The sequence below is a fragment of the Petralouisia sp. genome (assembly GCF_056822245.1).
Map to the genome: position 1 here is coordinate 12,816 of NZ_JBQIOP010000037.1, position 20,177 is coordinate 32,992.

At 48.5% G+C, this 20,177-nt stretch carries 18 protein-coding genes; all 18 read right to left on the reverse strand.

From position 1 onward, the window contains the following. Positions 1-49: 49 nt before the first annotated feature. Entirely contained in the window at positions 50-700 is a 651-nt protein-coding gene (rpe, locus tag ACTO17_RS14140) for a ribulose-phosphate 3-epimerase (protein ID WP_172536210.1), read from the reverse strand. Further along, positions 697-1,581 (reverse strand): ribosome small subunit-dependent GTPase A, encoded by an 885-nt coding sequence (rsgA, locus tag ACTO17_RS14145; RefSeq protein WP_482558380.1) that lies wholly within the window; start codon positions 1,579-1,581, stop codon positions 697-699. Before rsgA ends, rpe begins: the two co-directional genes overlap by 4 nt. Before the next feature lie 15 nt (positions 1,582-1,596). Next, positions 1,597-3,690 carry a Stk1 family PASTA domain-containing Ser/Thr kinase gene (gene pknB / locus ACTO17_RS14150; protein ID WP_482558381.1) on the reverse strand — a complete coding sequence of 698 codons (2,094 nt, stop codon included), beginning with the start codon at positions 3,688-3,690 and terminating at the stop codon, positions 1,597-1,599. Next, positions 3,684-4,430, reverse strand: a complete 747-nt coding sequence (locus tag ACTO17_RS14155; protein ID WP_482558382.1) for a Stp1/IreP family PP2C-type Ser/Thr phosphatase — start codon at positions 4,428-4,430, stop codon at positions 3,684-3,686. The genes pknB and ACTO17_RS14155 overlap by 7 nt, the downstream gene beginning before the upstream one ends. Then, the gene (rlmN, locus tag ACTO17_RS14160) at positions 4,427-5,473 is read right to left on the reverse strand and encodes a dual-specificity RNA methyltransferase RlmN (protein ID WP_482558383.1); all 1,047 of its coding nucleotides are present in this window, start codon (positions 5,471-5,473) and stop codon (positions 4,427-4,429) included. The genes ACTO17_RS14155 and rlmN overlap by 4 nt, the downstream gene beginning before the upstream one ends. An 11-nt stretch (positions 5,474-5,484) precedes the next feature. Further along, positions 5,485-6,789, reverse strand: a complete 1,305-nt coding sequence (rsmB, locus tag ACTO17_RS14165) for a 16S rRNA (cytosine(967)-C(5))-methyltransferase RsmB (RefSeq protein ID WP_482558384.1) — start codon at positions 6,787-6,789, stop codon at positions 5,485-5,487. A 90-nt stretch (positions 6,790-6,879) separates the two neighbouring features. Further along, positions 6,880-7,578: a zinc metallopeptidase gene (locus ACTO17_RS14170; protein ID WP_172536216.1), complete on the reverse strand. Its 699-nt coding sequence runs from the start codon at positions 7,576-7,578 to the stop codon at positions 6,880-6,882. A gap of 49 nt (positions 7,579-7,627) precedes the next feature. After that, positions 7,628-8,575, reverse strand: a complete 948-nt coding sequence (gene fmt, locus ACTO17_RS14175; protein ID WP_482558385.1) for a methionyl-tRNA formyltransferase — start codon at positions 8,573-8,575, stop codon at positions 7,628-7,630. Positions 8,576-8,579: 4 nt separating this feature from the next. Continuing rightward, positions 8,580-9,059: a peptide deformylase gene (gene def, locus ACTO17_RS14180; RefSeq protein ID WP_482558386.1), complete on the reverse strand. Its 480-nt coding sequence runs from the start codon at positions 9,057-9,059 to the stop codon at positions 8,580-8,582. Positions 9,060-9,099: 40 nt separating this feature from the next. Continuing rightward, entirely contained in the window at positions 9,100-11,346 is a 2,247-nt protein-coding gene (gene priA, locus ACTO17_RS14185; protein WP_482558387.1) for a replication restart helicase PriA, read from the reverse strand. 7 nt (positions 11,347-11,353) lie between these two features. Continuing rightward, a complete protein-coding gene (locus tag ACTO17_RS14190) occupies positions 11,354-12,835 on the reverse strand; it encodes a UDP-N-acetylmuramoyl-L-alanyl-D-glutamate--2,6-diaminopimelate ligase (protein ID WP_482558388.1) in 1,482 nt (493 codons plus the stop codon). Positions 12,836-13,141: 306 nt separating this feature from the next. Beyond that, the gene (locus ACTO17_RS14195; protein ID WP_482558389.1) at positions 13,142-14,236 is read right to left on the reverse strand and encodes an HD domain-containing phosphohydrolase; all 1,095 of its coding nucleotides are present in this window, start codon (positions 14,234-14,236) and stop codon (positions 13,142-13,144) included. A 106-nt stretch (positions 14,237-14,342) separates the two neighbouring features. Beyond that, positions 14,343-15,320 carry an adenosylcobinamide-phosphate synthase CbiB gene (cbiB, locus tag ACTO17_RS14200; protein ID WP_482558390.1) on the reverse strand — a complete coding sequence of 326 codons (978 nt, stop codon included), beginning with the start codon at positions 15,318-15,320 and terminating at the stop codon, positions 14,343-14,345. Further along, complete coding sequence (locus tag ACTO17_RS14205; protein ID WP_172537065.1) at positions 15,307-15,936, reverse strand: GTP pyrophosphokinase; 630 nt, start codon at positions 15,934-15,936, stop codon at positions 15,307-15,309. Before ACTO17_RS14205 ends, cbiB begins: the two co-directional genes overlap by 14 nt. 209 nt (positions 15,937-16,145) lie before the next feature. Then, positions 16,146-18,401 (reverse strand): poly(ethylene terephthalate) hydrolase family protein, encoded by a 2,256-nt coding sequence (locus ACTO17_RS14210; protein WP_482558391.1) that lies wholly within the window; start codon positions 18,399-18,401, stop codon positions 16,146-16,148. Positions 18,402-18,414: 13 nt separating this feature from the next. Next, on the reverse strand, positions 18,415-18,807 hold the full coding sequence (locus tag ACTO17_RS14215) for a bifunctional adenosylcobinamide kinase/adenosylcobinamide-phosphate guanylyltransferase (protein WP_482558392.1): 393 nt from the start codon (positions 18,805-18,807) through the stop codon (positions 18,415-18,417). A gap of 13 nt (positions 18,808-18,820) precedes the next feature. Next, entirely contained in the window at positions 18,821-19,582 is a 762-nt protein-coding gene (locus tag ACTO17_RS14220) for an adenosylcobinamide-GDP ribazoletransferase (RefSeq protein ID WP_482558393.1), read from the reverse strand. Between the two features lie 66 nt (positions 19,583-19,648). Further along, positions 19,649-20,170 (reverse strand): bifunctional adenosylcobinamide kinase/adenosylcobinamide-phosphate guanylyltransferase, encoded by a 522-nt coding sequence (locus ACTO17_RS14225; protein ID WP_482558394.1) that lies wholly within the window; start codon positions 20,168-20,170, stop codon positions 19,649-19,651. Positions 20,171-20,177: the final 7 nt, after the last annotated feature.

A 20,177-nucleotide genomic window follows, 5' to 3' on the forward strand; every position in this document is an offset into this window, starting at 1 on the left:
ATTTTCCCTCCGTTCGAAAAGCCGCAAAAATTATGCTCATTTTCCAAAATTATTTCATCAATTCCCGGAATTTTTTTACATTTTCAGAAATGTCTCCCTGAAAAACGGCGCTGCCTGACACAATCACATTGGCTCCGGCCTGTACAATCTCTTCCACATTGGACAGCGAAACGCCTCCGTCCACTTCAATGTCCGTATTCAGCCCGCTTTCTTTTATGATATGTTTTAGCCTGCGTATTTTCTCAAGAGAATAGGGAATGAATTTCTGGCCGCCGAATCCCGGATTCACCGACATAAGCAGCACCATATCCAGCTTGGGCAGAATATAGTCCAGTACATTCAGACTGGTTGCCGGGTTTAAAGCCACCGCCGGGCGGACTCCCTGTTCCCGGATGGATTCCACGGTCCGATCCAGATGTGCGCACGCTTCTGCGTGAACCGTAATAATGTCTGCCCCGCAGTCTGCAAATTCCCGGATATAGCGTCCCGGCTCTTCCACCATTAAATGTACGTCAAATACTTTTTCGGTACAGGGGCGGATGGACCGTATCAGCGGCATGCCGAATGAAATACTGGGCACAAAAGCCCCGTCCATCACATCAATATGCACATATTCTGCTCCTGCTTCATCAATTGCGCGAACCTGTTCTCCTAACTTTGAAAAATCTGCCGACAATATGGACGGTGATAAATAATTCATGGCTTTCTCCTCCTGGTATTTCTTAATTCTTCATATAACATTACATAATTTTCATACCGGACAGGGCTGATGGCTCCCTCTTCCAATGCCTGCTTCACGCTGCAGTCCGGTTCATGAATATGGCTGCATCCCTGAAACCGGCAATAAGGCTCATACTTTCCAAATTCCCGGAAATACGACTGCAATGCCTGCTGCTCTATCCCGGTGAGATAGATGGAGCTGAATCCGGGCGTGTCCATAATATAAGTCTGCTCCTGAATGCGGATTAACTGGGAATGGCGGGTGGTATGCTTTCCCCGTTCAATTTTCTCACTGATATCCCCGGTTTCCATCTGCACTTTAGGCTGCAGCAAATTGATAATCGAGGACTTTCCCACGCCGGAAGGACCTGCCACCGTGGTGGTTTTTTCCTTCAATACCTGCAAAAGCTCCTGGATTCCCTGTTCTTTTTTGGCGCTGACAAAGAGAACCTCATAGCCGCAGCCCTGATAGAGCTTCTCAAGTCTCAGAAGCTCTTCTTCTTTTACAAGCTCCTGTTTGTTAAAGCAAATCACGGTCTTTACCTGCTGCTGTTCCATCATAACCAGAAACCTATCCAACAGGTTGAAATTCGGCTTTGGCCTGTCTGCCGCAAAAATCACAAGAGCCTGATCCACATTTGCCACTGCAGGGCGGATCAGCTCATTGCTTCGTTTCAGGATTCTGACAATATTACCTGTTTTTTCCCCCAGGCTGATGGGCTCCATCTCCACATTGTCTCCCACCAGAGGTTTTATTTTCTCTTTTCTGAAAATTCCTTTTGCCTTACATTCAAAGATTCCGGCTTCTGCTGTGTACACATAGTAGAAGCCGGCAATCCCTTTGACTATCTTTCCCTGCATCTTATATTTCCTGTATTAATTCTGCGTAAATCCAACGCCGTCAATGGTAGTCTGATCGGTTTCTGTAATCTCTGCGTCATCCTCGTCCCGATAAGTCCATTCCCAGTCAATGACAAAATATCCCTGGCTGCAGTTTTCAATATTAGACGCATTGACTGTAAAGGGGAAGGAGGTTGCAGTCCAGGAATTGATGGCGTCATTTCCTTCTGATTTATAGAGGGTGATTTTCGCTTCCACCCGGATCGCGTCCTCCGGAATGCTTCTGGGAAGATCAATGTTATAATTATTCAGAGAATAATACTGGGTGGTGATCTTTCTGCCCAGGCTGATGGTCAGCGTCACCTGGGTTCCCTGCTCCACCATTTTATCCGGGGCAATGCTCTGCCCCATCACATTCCCTTCCGGTATTTCATCGCTATAATCTGAAGAAGTACTTGCCACCGTAAGCCCCAGATTTTTAATTTCCTCCCGGGCCTCGGCCTCTGGCTTATTCCATACATCCGGCATTCTCACCGTTTCTCTTCCCTTGCTCAGCATCACTGTGACGGTGTCTCCCTTTTTCGCCTTCTCTCCTGCCTCCGGGCTCTGGGAAATCACCTGATCGTTGGGGATGGAATCGCTGGACTCGTAATCAAACACCGGCACCAGACCGGCGTTGCGCAAAGTAGTTTCCGCATCGCCTTTTGCCTTTCCCTTTACGTCCGGCACATCAAATTCTCCCGGGCCGCTGCTGATGACAACCAGAATCGTGGTGTTTTTCTCCACCATGGTTCCTTTTTCCTCACTCTGGGACACAATCTGGCCTTCCGGATATTCCTCAGAGGACTCTTCCCCATTGGGCTGAATTCCAAGGTGCATCTGATTCAGCACATCTTTTGCCTCGTCAAAGGTGTAGCCTCTTAAGTCAATCATTTCTATTTTCTCAGATTCTTCTTTGTTCTCTTCATCTTCTTTCTCTGCTTCTGTCTTTGTGTCCGGCTCTTTCTTATCCGCTTTGTCTCCCCCTCCGAATTTAAACAGTCCAAGGAAGCTGCCGCCAATGTAAATAATAATGGCAACAATCACCACCGCCGCCACAATTCCCATAATCGTAACGGCTTTTTCCATTTTCGGATTCAGAAAACCTTCGTCGTCCTCGTCGTCCTCCTCCTCATCCTCGTCCTCATCATTCAATTCTTCCTGATAATAAATATTTCTGGTCTGCTGCTTGATGCTTTCCACTTCCTCCGACTTCATAACCCGGGTCTTATCCTGCTGTCCGAGGGGAACCATCACCACAAAATCCTCGTCCGGGCTGATTAAGGCTTTCTTCAGATCAATCAGCAGATCGCTGATGCTGTCGTACCGTCTGTCCGGGCTTTTCTGGGTGCATTTTAAGATAATCTTTTCCATGCTGACTGGAAGATTCGGGGCAAAAGCGCTTGGCGCCACCATTTCCTCCTGCAAATGCTGAATCGCCACTGCCACTGTGGATTCTCCGTCAAAGGGCACCCGGCCTGTGACCATTTCATACATTACAATTCCGAGAGAGTAAATGTCGCTTTTGCCGTCCACAAATCCATTTCTGGCCTGCTCCGGAGAAGCGTAATGCACGGAACCCATCACATCAGAACTGATGGTATTGTTGGTGGCCGCCTTGGCAATTCCAAAATCCGTCACCTTCACCTTTCCTTCCGTAGAAATAATAATATTCTGAGGCTTGATGTCACGGTGAATAATATGCTTGTTATGCGCCGCCTCAATTCCCCTGCCTACCTGAATGGCAATGCTGACTGCCTCCTTAAAAGAAAGCTGCCCTTTCTTCTCGATATAAGTTTTCAGGGTAATCCCCTCTACATACTCCATCACAATATAATGAACGGAATTCTCGCTTCCCACATCATAAATATTTACAATATTCGGATGCTCCAGACCTGCCGCAGACTGGGCCTCCGTACGGAATTTCGTCACAAAGTTCACATCATCCGAAAATTCCTGCTTCAGAACCTTAATTCCCACAAAACGTCCCAGGGTATGATCTTTGGCCTTATACACATCGGACATTCCGCCGCTTCCTGCTTTTCCTACTATTTCATATCTGTCTGCAAGATAGACTCCTTCTTTTAACATATTTTCACCTCACCTGAAAATGGTTCTGTCAAAATCACTGTAATATTATCATTTCCGCCATAGTCGTTCGCTGCCTCTATCAGCTCCCGGACGGCATCCTCTGTATTCTGTTTTTCATTTATAATCTCAAAAATTTCCTCATCTTCCAGCATATCTGTCAAGCCGTCGGAGCACATCAGAATCCGGTCGCCTTCGTTCAATTCCACTTCAAAAAAGTCCACCTCTATTCCGTATCCGCCGCCTACGGCTCTGGTTATAATATTCCGATCCGGGTGCAGCCTTGCCGCTTCCGGGGAAATCTCCCCCCGGCGCACCATCTCCTGCACGTAGGAATGATCTTTGGTAATCTGGGTCAATGCTTCCCTGCAGACCAGATACAGCCGGCTGTCGCCCACATTGGCCACGCACAATTCCCGATCCTGTACGGTGGCCACCACCACGGTGGTTCCCATCCCTTCTAAATCAATATCCGTCCGGGCCTTTTCCATCACTGCCTGATTTGCCCGGCCGATCGCCTGACGGATGATGGCAGCAGGCGATGTGTCACTGCTGTTTCTCACAGAATCCACAATCATCTCCACCGTATACCTGGAGGCATAGTCTCCGGCGTTGTGGCCCCCCATCCCGTCTGCTAAAATAAACAGATTCGGCAGATTTCCAACCGGAGTCTCTGAGGTATACTTATAGTCCTGATTCATATCCCGTCTTCTCCCTGTATCCGTTTTGGAAAAAGTCTTCATGCCTTATCCTGCCTTTCTGAAAATTTCTTTCTTAATTGTCCACAGGCTCCGTCAATATCTCTGCCCATTTCCCTTCTTATAGTAACATTTATTCCATATTTTTCAAGTTTATTTTTGAAATTCAAAATTGCTTTTGGGTCCGGCTGCAGATAATCCCGCTCTTTGATAGGGTTCACCGGAATCAGATTTACATGGCAGTTCATCCCCTGAAGCAGCTCCCCAAGCTGCGCTGCGTCCCCGTCCCGGTCGTTAACGCCCCGTACCAGACTATATTCAAAGGTAATCCGCCGCCCTGTCTTAGCAAAATAATCCCTGCAGGCCTCCACCACCTGATGAATCTCGTATTTCTTTGCCACCGGCATCAGTTCCATACGCTTTTTTTGGGAAGCGGCATGCAGAGACAGCGCCAGGGTAATCTGCAGTTTTTCCTCCGCCAGCCGGTACATGGCCGGCACAATGCCGCAGGTGGAAACCGTAAGGTTTCTCTGGCTGATATTGCTTCCGTTTTCATCAGATATCAGTTGGATAAATTTCAGAAGATTCTCATAATTGTCCAGAGGCTCTCCCGTTCCCATGACCACCACATGGGATACCCGCTCTCCGGTATCCTTCTGAATCCGGTATACCTGCTCCAGCATCTCCGCCGGCGTCAGATTCCTCACCAGTCCGTCTAAAGTCGAAGCGCAAAACTTACAGCCCATCCGGCACCCGGCCTGGGAAGAAATGCACACGCTGTTTCCATGCCGGTAATGCATCCAGACACTTTCCACCATGTTGCCGTCCGGCAGGGCAAAGAGATATTTTCTGGTTCCGTCTGCGTTCGAACACTGCACTTCCTCCTGCCGCAGCACGGTCAGTTTACAAGTATTTATTAATTTTTCCTTTAATTTCTTAGAAATATCCGTCATTTCCTCAAATGTTTCTGCATGCTTCACATGCAGCCAGGGATAGATCTGCTTCGCCCGAAAAGGTTTTTCTCCCAGGGACACCAGAAAATCCTCCAGTTCTTTCTGATTCCATGACTTTATATCTGCTTTTTCCATATCTTCCTCTATCAATTTCTCACAAATTTTGCCAGGAAGAATCCATCGCAGATTCCCTTCCGTGGTAAGATTTGCTGCTGCTTTTCCAGAGAAAATTCCGGATGCTCCTGCAGGAACCAGGCGGTATTTTCCTGATTTTCACCGGGATTAATGGTGCATGTACTGTAAATCAGAATCCCATCCTGCTTCACATACTGACATACCGTATCCAGAATTTCCCGCTGAAGGGCTGCCAGAGTCCGGCAGGCTTCTCTGGTGACCTTGTATTTAATGTCGGCTTTTTTCCCGAGAACCCCCAGTCCGGAACAGGGCAGATCGGCAATGACAAGATCGGCCTGTCCCACCAATTTCTGATCCAGAATCCGGGCGTCCGCCTGCACAGCGCGGATGTTGGGAAGCTGACACCGATCAATATTCTCCTGTATCAGAGAAACTTTGCGGACGCTTAAGTCCCTTGCCTCCACCATTCCGGTTCCGTGCATCAGCTCCGCCGCATGCATGCTCTTTCCTCCGGGAGCTGCACAGACATCCACCACAAAGCTGTGTTCTTTTGGCGCAGCCCACAGGCCCACCTGCATGGAGCTGATATCCTGCACATGGAATTTCCCCTCCCGAAAAGCCGGAATTTTCTCCAGAAAATCATAATGTTTCATCATTAAAACGTTTTCCAGCTCAGACTCTTCCACCTGAATCTGAGCTTCTTCCAGTTCTTTTTTCAATTCTTCTTTGGTTGTCTTTAAGGGATTCACCCGGATGGCAGCGGGCATCTCTGTCAGAAACGCTTCCAGAAATCCTTCGATTTGTTCCAGTGAATAGGATTGCTGCCATAATTCCAGAATCCACACCGGCATGGAACCGGCAATGGAAAGATATTGAAGCGGCTCTTTCTCCCGATCCGGCATGGCAAGCTCGGACAGGTTCCGGCTGACATTTCGCAATACGCCGTTGACAAAGCCCTTCAGGTTCTTAAATCCCCGTTTCTGCGCCAGCTTCACCGCCTCGTTGCAGGCGGCGGAAGCCGGAACGGCGTCCATATATTTCAGCTCATAAACGCCGCTTCTTAAAATACAGCGGATCACCGGCTTCATTTTATTTACTTTTACACTGGAGCACTGATTCAGCGCATAATCAATCCATATCATATGCTCCAGCGTGCCTTCGCAGACCCGCTTGATAAAGCTTCTCTCCTGCCTGGAGAGATACCGGTATTTATCCAGCGTGTTCCTGATTGCAATGTGGCTGTACATGCCGTCGCGGGTTACCGCCAGTAACACATCCAGTATCAGCTCCCTGCTGTTTATGGTATTGCTGCCCATAGTTTCTCCTGAATTCTGCTCATTATCATCTTTTACTAAAAGTTTCTGCTTCTGCTGCCCGGCAAAACACCAGGCAGAACCCGCAGCCTGTCAGTCGTCTCTTCCGCCGGAGAGAATCAGAAGTCTTACCAGCTGCAGAATGGCTGAGGCAGCGCCTGCCACATAAGTTAAAGCTGCCGCGCCCAGTACTTTCCTGGTTCCCCGGAGTTCTTCTTCACCTAAAATTCCGGTTTCTCCCAGAATCCGCACTGCCCGGCTGGAAGCGTTAAATTCCACCGGAAGGGTAACAAGCTGAAACAATACCGTCAGGGAAAAACACAGAATTCCAAGATTGATCAACAGGCTTCCAGTGCTGCTTGTAATGAAAAATCCAATGACAATCAGCGGCCATGCAATAAAAGAGCCGAAATTTGCCACTGGTACAATGGCAGCCCGGATGCTTAAAGGCGCATAGGACTGCTGATGCTGAATGGCATGGCCGCACTCATGAGCCGCCACGCCCACTGCCGCCACAGAAGGGGAGCCGTATACGCTGTCTGAAAGCCTCAGGGTTTTATTCCTCGGATCGTAATGATCCGTCAGTTCCCCGGAAACATGCTGAACCGTCACATCGTAGATTCCCGCTGCATGCAAAATACGTTCTGCAGCCTGGGCGCCTGTCATTCCCGACATACTGCGGACTTTGTTGAATTTATTAAATGTAAGTTTAACTCTTGCTGATGCAATCAGGCAGATCACTGCCCCGATAATCACCAGAATATACGTTGGATCAAAATAATAAAACGGCATACAAACACTCCTTTTCTTCTCTCTGCACAATTACTGTTTCCTAAAGGTTTCATTCAGGGCTTTTCCCCAGATGCTTTCCTGCCTCCACAGAAAATCCCCGCAAAAATGCGTTGGCGCCAAGCCGCTTCTTGCCTTCTAACTGCAGCTCTCTCAGAATCAGAAGCCCCCGGCCGGTCTGCACCTCAATGGCGTCTCTGGTAACCCTGACAACGGTTCCAGGCTTTTGAAGCCCCTCCAGATCGCCGTCTTTCACCTCTGCCTTCCAGATTTTCAGGGTTTTCCCATCCAGATACGTATAGGCGCTGGGCCAGGGATTCAGCCCGCGGATCAAACATTCCAGTTCCCGGGCAGGCTTCTTCCAGTCAATTTCCCCCAACTGCTTCTTTATCATGGAAGTATGGGTTGCCTCCTCATGGTTCTGGGGGATATACTCTGCAGTTCCTTTTTCAATTTCCTGTAGGGTTCTGACACAAAGCTCAGCCCCTTTTTGAGCCAGCCGGTCAAAGAGGCTTCCTCCTGTCTCATCCTCCCGAAGCTTTACTTCCTCTTTCAGAATCATATCTCCGGTATCTATGCCTTCATCCATCCGCATCGTAGTTACGCCCGTTACCTTTTCTCCCTGGATGACTGCCCACTGGATAGGCGCAGCGCCCCGGTATTTGGGCAGCAGAGAGGCATGGACGTTCACGCATCCAAACCGGGGCATATCCAGAATTTCTTTTGACAGAATCTGGCCGAAAGCCACCACCACCATGATATCTGCTTCCTGCTTCCTTAAATATTCCACACATTCCGGTTCCCGCACCCGCCTGGGCTGATAAACCTCCAGCCCATGGGCCAGAGCCGCCTCTTTTACCGGTGAAAACTGCAGATTTTTCCCCCGGCCTTTGGGTTTATCCGGCTGGGTCACCACCAGGACAATCTCATGTCCTGCCTGAATCAGCGCCTCTAAGGTTCCCACGGAAAAATCCGGCGTTCCCATAAAAATAATTTTCATTCCCTTATTCTTCCTCCTCATCCTCGTATACGGCGTCATGCAGCGGGCCTTCGATTTTCTCCACATACATATGGCCGTCCAAATGATCGATTTCATGGCAGAAAGCCCGGGCTAAAAGCTCTTCCCCTTCCATCTCAAACCGTTCCATATTTTCATCCCAGGCTTCGATTTTTACATAGTAGGGTCTGGTGACCACGCCTGCCTTTCCCGGCAGGCTTAAACACCCTTCGTCTCCCGTCTGCTGGCCCCGGCTTTCAATCACCCGGGGATTGATCAGGACAATGGGGCCGTCCCCCACGTCAATGACTGTCACACGCTTTAAGATTCCCACCTGGGGCGCAGCAAGGCCCACGCCGTTCCCATCGTACATAGTATCCAGCATATCTTCAATCAATTCTTTAATTTTGGGAGTTACCTCTTTTACCTCCCTGCACTTTTTCTTTAAAATGTCATCACCCAACTGGCGAATATTCCGCAGCGCCATAATTTTCTTCCTCCTTCAGTCAAACCAATAAAAATTTATTTTAAAAACCATTCATGGGATTAAAATCAAACTGTATGATCACACTGGCAAATTCCCGATGGCTGTTTATAAACTCTTCCAGTACATCCTTTATGTTTACCAATTCCCCGTAATCTTCATGCTTAAAATAAATCACCTTTTTATAAATGTCTTTTACCCTGGCCACAGCGGCATTTGCCGGCCCAACCACAGTCAGCCCCTCCAGTTTTCCCTTCTCTTTGGCCTGACGCACCTTTTTTGCCAGAAGCTCTGCGCTCAGCATGGCCGTCATCTCGTCTTTCGACGCCACAAGCATTGCCATCATATGGCCGCAGGGCGGATAATCCATCAGCCTCCGGCAGGCAATCTCCGTCTCATAAAAACTGGTATAATCCTGCTTTCCGGCCAGTTCGATACAGTAATGGTCCGGATGATACGTCTGTATCACCACTTCTCCGGGCAGCCGTCCCCGACCGGCCCGGCCGGCCGCCTGGGTCAAAAGCTGGAACGTCCGTTCCGCTCCATGAAAATCACTGACAAACAGTGACAAATCCGCCGCCAGCACCCCCACCAGCGTAACATTTGGAAAATCATGTCCCTTGACAATCATCTGGGTGCCGATCAATATGTCCGCCTCCTGATTGGCAAAGGATGAAAGAATTTTCTCATATCCTGATTTATTTCTTGTAGTGTCAAAGTCCATCCGAAGCACCCTGGCTTCGGGAAATTTTTTCTTTACGATCTCTTCTATTTTCTGAGTGCCGGCCTTAAATCCGCTGATATATCTGGAACCGCATTCCGGACAGACCTGAGGAACCGGTTCTTCATAACCGCAGTAATGGCACACCATTCTGCCGTTGTTATGCTGACTTAGGGAAACATCACAGTGGGGACATTTCAGCACATGCCCGCAGGCGCGGCAGGAAACGAACCCGGCCATGCCCCGGCGGTTGATAAACAGCATAATCTGCTGATGGTTCTTTAACCTCTCCGCCATCAGCTCCTGGAGACGGCTGCTTAAAATAGAACGGTTCCCCTGTTTTAATTCTTCCCGCAAATCCACAATCTCACACGCAGGAAGAGGTTTTTCCTCAACTCTTTCCGTCATTTCCAGAAGGCGGTACTCTCCCTTTCCGGCCTGGTAATAGCTGTCTAAAGAGGGCGTGGCTGAACCCAGCACCACGCTTGCGCCTGCCATTTTTGCCCGCTGAATGGCAGTTTCCCTGGCATGATACCTGGGAAGGGTTTCACTTTTATAGCTGCCCTCATGCTCCTCGTCGATAATTATAATTCCAAGATTTGAAAATGGTGTGAACAATGCGGAACGGGGGCCGATCATTACATCCAGTTCTTTGTTTTTCGCCCGCTCAAACTGATCATACCGCTCGCCTGCCGACATTTTGGAATTCAAAACAGATACCCGCTCGCCAAAACGCTGGTAAAAACGCACCACGGTCTGATAAGTCAGGGCAATCTCAGGAATCAGCACAATGGCCTGTCTGCCTGCTTTCACCACCCGTTCAATCAGTTCTATGTAAACGGCTGTCTTACCGCTTCCCGTCACTCCGTGAAGCAGCCAGGTATGGTGGTTTTCCCCGGCAAATTCCTGCCAGATCTCTTCCACAATTTCCTGCTGTCTTGCATTCAGCGCAATCCGCTTTTTTTCCTTTGGGAACTCTTCGCCAAAGGGACTCCGGTACAGGCGCCGTTCTTCTACGCTCAGAATCTCCATCTCTTTCATGGCTTTCACCACAGAAGCGGTGATGTTCAGTTTGCCTGTCACCATCTCATAGGGCAGCGGGCTTTGCTCCATCAGCGCTTCTAACAGCCGCGCCCTGGCCTTATGGTTCTTCTTTTCAAAAAGGGCAAGCTGAGCTTCTGCCTTTTGCTTCTCTAATTCCAGTTTTACAAAACGCTGTTTCTTCTCTTTTGTTTTCTGTTTGATGGGAAGCACGGTTTTCAAAGCATGATTCATGGTTCCGCCGTAATTTTTCCGCATCCACCCTGCAAGGGCAATCAACTGGGATTCAATGGGAATGCTGTCCTCTACCACAGCCTGAATCTCTTTTAATTTGTCCACATCATATTCCGGCGCGTCAGTCAGTTCCACCACATATCCCGTGGTTCTGCGCTGTCCGTTCCCAAAGGGAATTTCCACCTGCATTCCCACCGCAAGGCTTTCCTGAAGCTGCGCCGGCACCTTGTACTGGAACGTCTTATCCAGTTTTTCATGTGAAATATCAATAATTATATTGGCATATTCCGCCATCGCTGCATCACCTGTTTTCTTTTTCCTGCGCCAGTTCCTCTAACACTTCCTGAATCAGCACACGTTCATCCATCGGGTACTTTTGGCCTTTGATTTCCTGATAATCCTCATGGCCTTTTCCCGCAAGTACAATAACGTCTCCCGGCTCGCCCTTTGCTATGGCATACCGAATGGCCTCCCTGCGGTCGCAAATTTCCACATATGTTCCATTAGTTTTATTAATTCCTGTTTTAATATCATCTATAATATCCTGCGGTTCCTCAAATCTGGGGTTGTCGGAAGTTATAATTGTCAAATCCGCCAATCTGCCCGATACTTCTCCCATCTCATAGCGGCGCAGCCTGGAGCGGTTTCCGCCGCAGCCGAACAGACACACCAGACGTTTCGGCTGATATTCTCTTAAGGTTCCAAGCAGACTCTCCAGACTCATGGCATTGTGGGCATAATCAATCATCAGCGTAAATTCATCGGATACCGGGATCATCTCAATTCTTCCTTTCACCCGGGCTGCCTGCAGGGCATGCTTCATATTCTCCTCTGTCACCTTAAAATGGCGGCAGATGGCAATGGCCGTCAGGGAATTATAAACACTGAACCGCCCCGGCACATCAATTTCCACTTCCATATCCACAAGGCCCTTTGCCTGATAAGCCACGCCCAGATACCCTGGCCGCTTCACCAGGCGTACATCCTCTGCCCTGAGATCCGCCTCCGGCGAAAATCCAAAAGTTTCCAGCTCACAGGTATGGCCCTCTGTCACCTGCTTCCAGTGGGCATCGTCCCGATTGACAATTCCTGTTCTGCACTGGCGAAACAGCATTCCCTTACATGCCAGGTATTCTTCAAAGGAGGCATGTTCATTGGGGCCGATGTGATCCGGCTCAATGTTGGTAAAAATTCCCATGTCAAACAGAATTCCTGCTGTCCGGTGCATCATCAGTCCCTGGGAGGACACCTCCATCACCACACACTGGCAGCCCTGTTCCACCATCTGATGAAAATACTCCTGCACGATATAAGACTCCGGCGTGGTATTCTTTGCCGGAATTGCCTGCTCCCCAATCACCGCTTCAATGGTGCCGATTAATCCCACCCGGTAGCCTGCCTGCTCCAGAATGGATTTTACCATATAAGTAGTGGTGGTTTTCCCTTTGGTTCCGGTAATGCCGATGACTTTCAGTTTCTCTGCCGGATAATGAAACCAGGCCGCTGACACCAGCGCAAGCCCGTATCTGGTATCCTCCACTTTTATCACCGCAGCAGATTCCGCCGCTTCCACCGCTTCCTGTACCAGAAGGGCCGCCGCCCCTTTCTCTGCCGCTTCCTTTGCATAAACATGGCCGTCGCTTACCGCACCTTTGATGCATACAAACAGGCAGCCTTTTGTCACCTTTCGGGAATCGTATACCACCTCTGTGATTTCCAGATCAGACGTTCCCTGCACCAGGGTATATTCCAGACGTTCCAGTAATCTATCTAATTTTTCCATATAAAACCTCTTTTCCAGAGTGTGTTGAAACATGCTTTCTGCCAAAAATACGGCGCAATTCCCAAACACGCTCTAAAAGCATACTCGCTTTATTATATGATATATTCAGGTATTTGGCAAGTTGTGCGCCGCAAACTATTACTCAGACGGTTAAATATCGCAGTAAATGGAGGTTTGGGCAAGTAAGATACTGTAATATTTAACCGCCGGAGTAATATATACGCAAAAACCCCCGGAAACAGCTCTATTCCCGAAGGTTCTTATTCCGAAGCATACCCCAGGCAGGCTCCGGACACGTTCTGATTACTAATTCACACTTTCTACATCTGCAAAAGACAGCTTCGTCTCTGTTGCATGGAAAAATTCTTCCTTGGCCAGTCCGAAGCAGTCCAGAATCTGCGGGGAAAAAGTCCCGCACTCGCCGTCAGCAATCATCCGCGCCGCTTCTGTCACTGCATAAGGCGCCTTATAGACACGCTTGCTGACCAAAGCGTCGTAGACATCCGCAACAGACACCACCTGGGCCCAGATGGGAATCTCATCTCCCAAAAGCTTGTCAGGATATCCCTTTCCGTCGTACCGTTCATGGTGATAACGGCAAATCTCATAGCAATAGCGGTAGAAATCATTTTCCTCCTGCTTAAAATTCTCCAGCAGCTCACATCCGTAAATCGTGTGCTTTTTGATTTCCTCGAATTCATCATTGGTCAGCCTGCCGGGCTTTAACAAAATGCTGTCAGGAATGGCAATCTTGCCCAGATCATGCAGGGCGGAAGCATTGACGATCAATTCCACATCTTCATCTGTCAGGCCATATTCCGGATAATGCTGCACCAGATACTTCAAAAGTACGCCGGTATAGTATTTCACACGCTGGATATGCTCTCCGGACTCCAGGCTTCTGAATTCCACCACGGAGCTTAAAGCATTAATCAGAAACTCATTGTTTCTCTTAAGCTTCTCCCTGCTCTCCCTCAGCTGTCTGGTCCGTTTCTCTAATTTCTTTTCAATATCTATTCTGTGGGAGAACAATTCAATAATATTCATTGCGCGCCGCATTACCACCTTGGGAGTAAAAGGCTTATATACAATATCGGAAGCGCCGTATTCATATGCTTTCAGCTCTGTGTCCACAGAAGCGTCTCCGGTAATAATAATTACCGGTATGTATTCCATATATTCCTTCTCAACCATATATTCCAGCACATCCAGTCCGGATTTGCCGGGCATGATAACATCCAGAAACATCAACGCAAGCTGCTCATTCTTTTCCTCGATGATCTGAATGGCCATATCACCATCTTCGGCTTCCAAAATCTCGAACTGCTCTTCAAAGATAAACTTCAGCATCTCGCGATTTATGTCAACGTCGTCAACGATTAATAAAGTATTCCTTTCCATGACTTCTCCTTTGCAGAATTTCTTTAAAAAGTTATAAATCTGTACTTTTTGTACAGTGTCTCAGGGCATATTATACTATATCGTCCTGCTGAAATCAACTTGATTTCTAAATACACAGAAGAATTTTTATCCCTGTCAGCAAAACGGCGGACAAAACGGCGGTGGCATACATCAGCTGTCCGCTTCTTTCGATATCTTTGAGTTCTGCCGGACGGATCGGGTCTCCGATAAAAGGCTTTTCATGCTTCACTCCGAAATACCAGGCGTCCCCTGCAAGCTGTATCTGCAAAGCTCCGGCCATTACCGCTTCCGTCTGGGCGGAATTGGGACTTGCATGACAGTAACGATCCCTCTTAAAAATTCTCCATGCTCCTCTGGCATCCAGGCCGCAGAGCAGGCTGCCGCATATCATCAAACATGCGCTGAGCCTGGCCGGAATAAAATTCACAATATCATCCAGGCGGGCCGCCGCCGTTCCGAAATACCGGTAGGTTTCATTTTTGTATCCTACCATGGAATCCATGGTATTAATGGCTTTGTAAAAAAAGCCTCCTGCCCCGCCCAACAGCGCCATAAAGCACATAGGCGCAACAATTCCGTCTGAAGTATTCTCCGCCACCGTTTCCACTGCCGCCTTTACAACTCCTGTCTCGTCAAGCTGCGCGGTATCCCTTCCCACAATCATGGAAACTGCTTTCCTTCCGGCCTCCAGCCCTTCCGTTTCCAGGGCTTCTGCCACTTTCATGCTCTCTTTTTTCAAAGATTTTGCCGCCAGAAGCATTCCGCACATTAAGCTTTCCAGTAAAATTCCGAGCAGGGGATGGATACGGTAACACACAAACAAAACTGCCGCCGGAACCACCGCAGAGCATCCTGCCACCGAAACCGCCAAAAGCGTTCCCGCCACCCTCTCTCCGGTCTTAGTCTCTGGAAAAAGCCTCCGAAGAACCTTCTCCATTCTGGAAATCAAACGGCCGATTGCTATCACCGGATGATACCATCTTTGGGGGTCTCCAACGGCAAAATCCCAAAGAACGCCCAAAATCAGCGCAATTCCAGAGTAAAATATCCTATGTTCCATCATTAGCAGCAGTCTCCTTCCAAACATTGTGCCCGTCGCTGTACTGTTCGAATCTGCTTTCAATCTGCACCAGATTTTCCGCATATTCTTTTAATTCCGCTGCCAGTTTCTCTCTGTCATCCCGTTCCATTTTGTAGAGAATGCGGTGCTCCATACTGGCCCAGAAGTCCATAGACATGGTGCGGAACTGAACCTCCACCGGAAAATATTCCATTCCGTCCAGACAGTACACAGGAATTCCCACAATAATATGGTAACTTCGGTAGCCGTTGGCCTTGGGCCTGGTAATATAATCGCATTCCCGGATTACAATTAAATCTGCCTGCCGTTTCAGCGCATCTGCCAGGTTATAAATATCCCCCACAAAATAACAGATGACCCTCACTCCGGCAATATCCTGCAAATAATCCTTTGCATTCATCACAGTAGGTTCTTTCCCTTTCCCTGCCAGTTTTTCTTCCATGCTTTCCTTTTCCTTAATTCTGTGCTGAATATTATGGACAGGCTGGCCGAAAGACTCACTGTACAGGTTATGTTTCAATACGTTCAGCCGGGCAAGCAATACCTCACTGGCATCTGCATAAGGCTGGATGAACGCATAATATTCCTCGTTCGTCATAGTTTTTCCTGTTCCTCCTTATGGTAGATTATACCAGACTTCGGGTAGAAAAAAATAAAATTTTGTAATAAAAAATCTTAAAAATGTGTAAATTCCGATAAAGCAGATTTTATAATTGTAAAACAGCCAAAGCTGCCGGGCTGCCCCTCCCCGCACAAACCAGGCAGCGTTATTATGTATAAATTCAGCTGAAACCACCGGATTGCAGCTTACAAACCTGACGTTCTTCGGATTCCCAGATTATCAACGGCGATTTTCCCTTCCTTCCCGGGAAAACACAGGCGAATCTGGCAGATTTCCTCAGAATCCACGCCCTGAAAATCTGCCAGAGGCACAGATACCGTCTGAAACTGATGCTTATATTCCACGGTATTCCACAAATACTGCAGTTTATTCAGCCGCACCAGAAAGGGCGGATATACCGGCGCATAATCCCTGCCGGACAAACATGCTTCCGCCCCGGTTCTGTCCTTCACCCGGATCTCCACCTCCAAAAGCTCCGCCTCCTTTTCCGAAAAATCTTCCCGCAAATCCATCAAATCAAACTGCAGCGTATTCCCGTCTTGTACAGGTTCCCTCAGAGAAATACAAAGCTCCGCCGGGTTCTCTTCTTTGGCGCTCCATTTCAGCACCGCCGCATAATTCCCCCTGGATACTTCGTTGGAAAAACACATCTGCTCTTCCCGCCAGCTGTCCACATGCTCCGCTTTTATTCTGACTCCCTCTGCTGTTCCTGTGTCAATCCTGGCATCCTCCTCAAAATCACACAGCATTGCCAAATCCGAAGTTTCGTAAGACTGGACATATAAGGTTTCCGGCAAAAGCTCCCTGTACCGGCTCCAGTTGGTGAGCAGCTCCCGGGAAATCCCCGGTTCCGCTGATTCAGAAATTTCTGAATCGTTTCCTTCCTCCTGTCTTAACGTCTGATCCAGAAAAGATTTGATCCATATTTTTGCAATCTGCTGCTGTTTATGCTGATCCAGAAAATTTCCCACATTCAGCATACGGTTCAGCGGCTCCATCATATCGTAAGCGCCCCAGAGGGAGTTAAACTGCCCGTGATTCGCCCCGGCCAGATACAAAGAGGTCTTGATACAGTCTTTTGCGCCGGTAAACGTAATATTTTCATATTGCTCCATCCCCATAAAAGTACTGACATCCTGATCATTGGCGCCGTGAAGCAGCAGGTAATTCACATCCTTTAATTCCACATCCCTGCCGGAAGGATGATACTGGCCGCAGGTGGGCGCAATGGCAATCAAAGACTGAATGGAAAAATGATACTGAAATCTCCGGTTTCCGTTATCCGGGTAATAATTCAATTCATTAAACAGATATGCCAGTGCAACGGCCTCGCCTCCTCTGGAATGTCCGGCCAATGCCAGCCTGCCAGCATCTATCTTATGATACAATGGGCCGCCTTCCTGCTGATTATAGATTTCCACCTGTCTGATATTCTCCAACAGAAGCACGGCCCTGCCGTCATTTTCTCCGGAAAGGGAATTACAGGCATTTTCATCCACTGACACCACCGTATAGCCATGGGAAGCCAGATATTTTCCCAGATACTCATAGCCCAGATAAGACTCTGTCAGCCAACTGTGATTTCCATGAACCAGAAACAGCGTGGGGCAATAAGAAATTTCCTCAGGATACCAGACCATTCCGGACAACGGAACTTCCGTCAGCGGATAGCCCTGGTACTTTTCCTTAAAAAATCCTCCGATTCCCTTATTCTTCGCAAACCTGCTGATATTTGCAGTTTCAGATTCCAGTTCTTCTGTGCCCTCTGTCCCATAGGTCAGAGTCTGAACATGGTAAGGCCCTTCTTCCATTTCCTGTCTGAATTCCTGCCGCTCCTGCTCTGTCAGCGGTTCATTCTTTCCTCCCGCCTCCTGACTAAAGTCCAGATATCTTTCAATATAGGAATCTGAAAACCCTTTTCCAACCAGAAGGAGACAGAATGCTCCTGTGAAAATCCCGGAAACTGTCAGAGAAACTATAATACTTCTGCTTCTGACTTTATGATGCAGCAACGCCCAGAGACTTTTCAGCATCAATGTAAGAATCAGGCTCACCGCCAGAGAACTCACCGCAGCTTTTGCAAACCCTGCCGTATACGCGCCCGCTGTCATGGTCATCAGACAGACCATCCAAATCAGCAGCCAGCACAGCCGTTCCCGGATATTTCCCCGAAACAGCCAGGGCAGAATTTTACCGGATATCCACAAAACAAACATGGTAAGAGGAACTGCCGCCAAAAAAACCAGCAGCGTGCCTGCCCATCTGGGATACATAAAACCGCCTGCCATCAGCCCCAGGCTGAAGCTGAACAACAGAACCGCGCACCCGTACAGCAGCCCGGAAGTGTCGTTCCAGTTTCGTTTCCGATATTCATGAAACCGGCGGATGACAGAGGAAACCTTTAGTTTCATTCCTGCCCCAAACTTTTTAATATTCTGCATATGCGTCTGCCTTTCACTTCAGCCTTCTTGCAATCCCGCAATGCAAAAGATATGCCTCTTGGGCCTCTTGGGCCAGCCAACATCCGATACGCCCCACTGTCTCACGGTATTTCCGGTCGAAGGGGTCCAGAGGCACAATCCCGCACCCCATTTGATTGCATATAATAATCACATGTGGATTTGCTCTCAGCAATTCTTCTGTCATTCTATAGGGATCTTTTTCTTCCTTCAGCAGACTGTGAATCCACAGATGAAACTGATGGATAATATCCGCCTTCTGCAGCTGCTCCGGAACATTCTGCGAGCCTTCGATAATCAAAGGTTCTTTCCCATTTCTTTTTTCTGAAAATAATGCCTTCGCCGCTTCTAATTTTCCCTGGAAGGCTCCGCCTGTTATCAATATCATTGTTTTTCTTCCTCTACCATATTTTTCCTGCTGCAACCACAGCAATCACAATTGCCAGCTCGCAGATCTGCAGAAACCAGCCTGCCAGATCTCCGGTAATTCCGCCGAAGGTTTTCACCGACATTTTGTAATACCAATAGAAAACTGCCAGAGCCGCCCCCAGGGACATGGCCCCGAAGGGGAGATCTGTCCACAGCATCACCGCCGCAGCCACAATGGTTTCTGCCAGAAGAATGCGTCCCGCCCATTTTTTCTGGGCATGCTCTGCAAACATGGCTGCGAGCCCGCTGTTCTTTGCACAGGGAAATGCCGTCACTGCGTATCCGCTGAGACATCTGCTTAAGAAAAAACCATAAGAAACCATCCGGATTCCCTCTGCTTCAAGCTCAGAAGCAAATCCAAACCACAGCAGAAAATAAACGCATCCGGCAAGTACTGCAAATGCCCCTGCATGGGAATCCTTTAAAATCTCAAGGCGGCGTTCCTTCGTCTGCCAGGAGCTCAAAGCATCCGCCGTGTCCAATAACCCGTCCAGATGAATTCCCCCGGTAACAGCCACAGGAATTACCGTCAGTATGGCTGCATACAAAATCTGTCCCACAGGGATACGGACTGCCCAGGTGCCCCACAGGGAAAAAAGCAGGCCGATAACCCCGCCGATCCAGGGAAAAAAGCACATGACATATTTCATGTTTTCTTTCTCCCAATCGACTTTCGGCATGGGAATCTTGGAATACATGGCAAACGCAATGATAAAGCTGTTGATATATTTCATAATCTCCTCCGCTTCATGGGCATTCCGGAATACATGGCTGAAACATTGGTAATGCTGTTCCTGTTTTCACAGCTTCCTCCATTCCACCGGAATTCCGCAAATCACTTCCGTCAGACTGTCTGCAAGTTTTCCAAGAAAACGGTGCAGCCCTGCCATCTGACGCAGATACTCCATTGTCATCTCATCATATTCCGTCCCATCTTCAAATACATTGTTTCCCACAATCACCAGATGGCGGCAATTTTCTGCCAAATGAAGGATTCCTGTTTCTATTGCCTGTGCAGCCTTTTCTTTTCTTCCATTTTCAGAAAACATCTCGTTTGCAGTCAGATTCGACAGACATTCCAATAATATAATTTCATTTTTCTCCACAGGAAGCTGCTCCAGATGGGTGTAGCACTCTCTGGTCTCAAATCCTTTTCCGGCCCGCATCTTCCTGTGGCGGCCGATTCTCTGCCAGCTTTCTTCGTCCAAGGGCTGCATGGTGGCCACATAGACCAGTTTTTCCTGCTCCTTTAATCCCAGGGCCAGATTTTCCGCGTACTCTGATTTTCCGCTGCCGCTTCCCCCAATGACAAAACAAATCATACCTGTT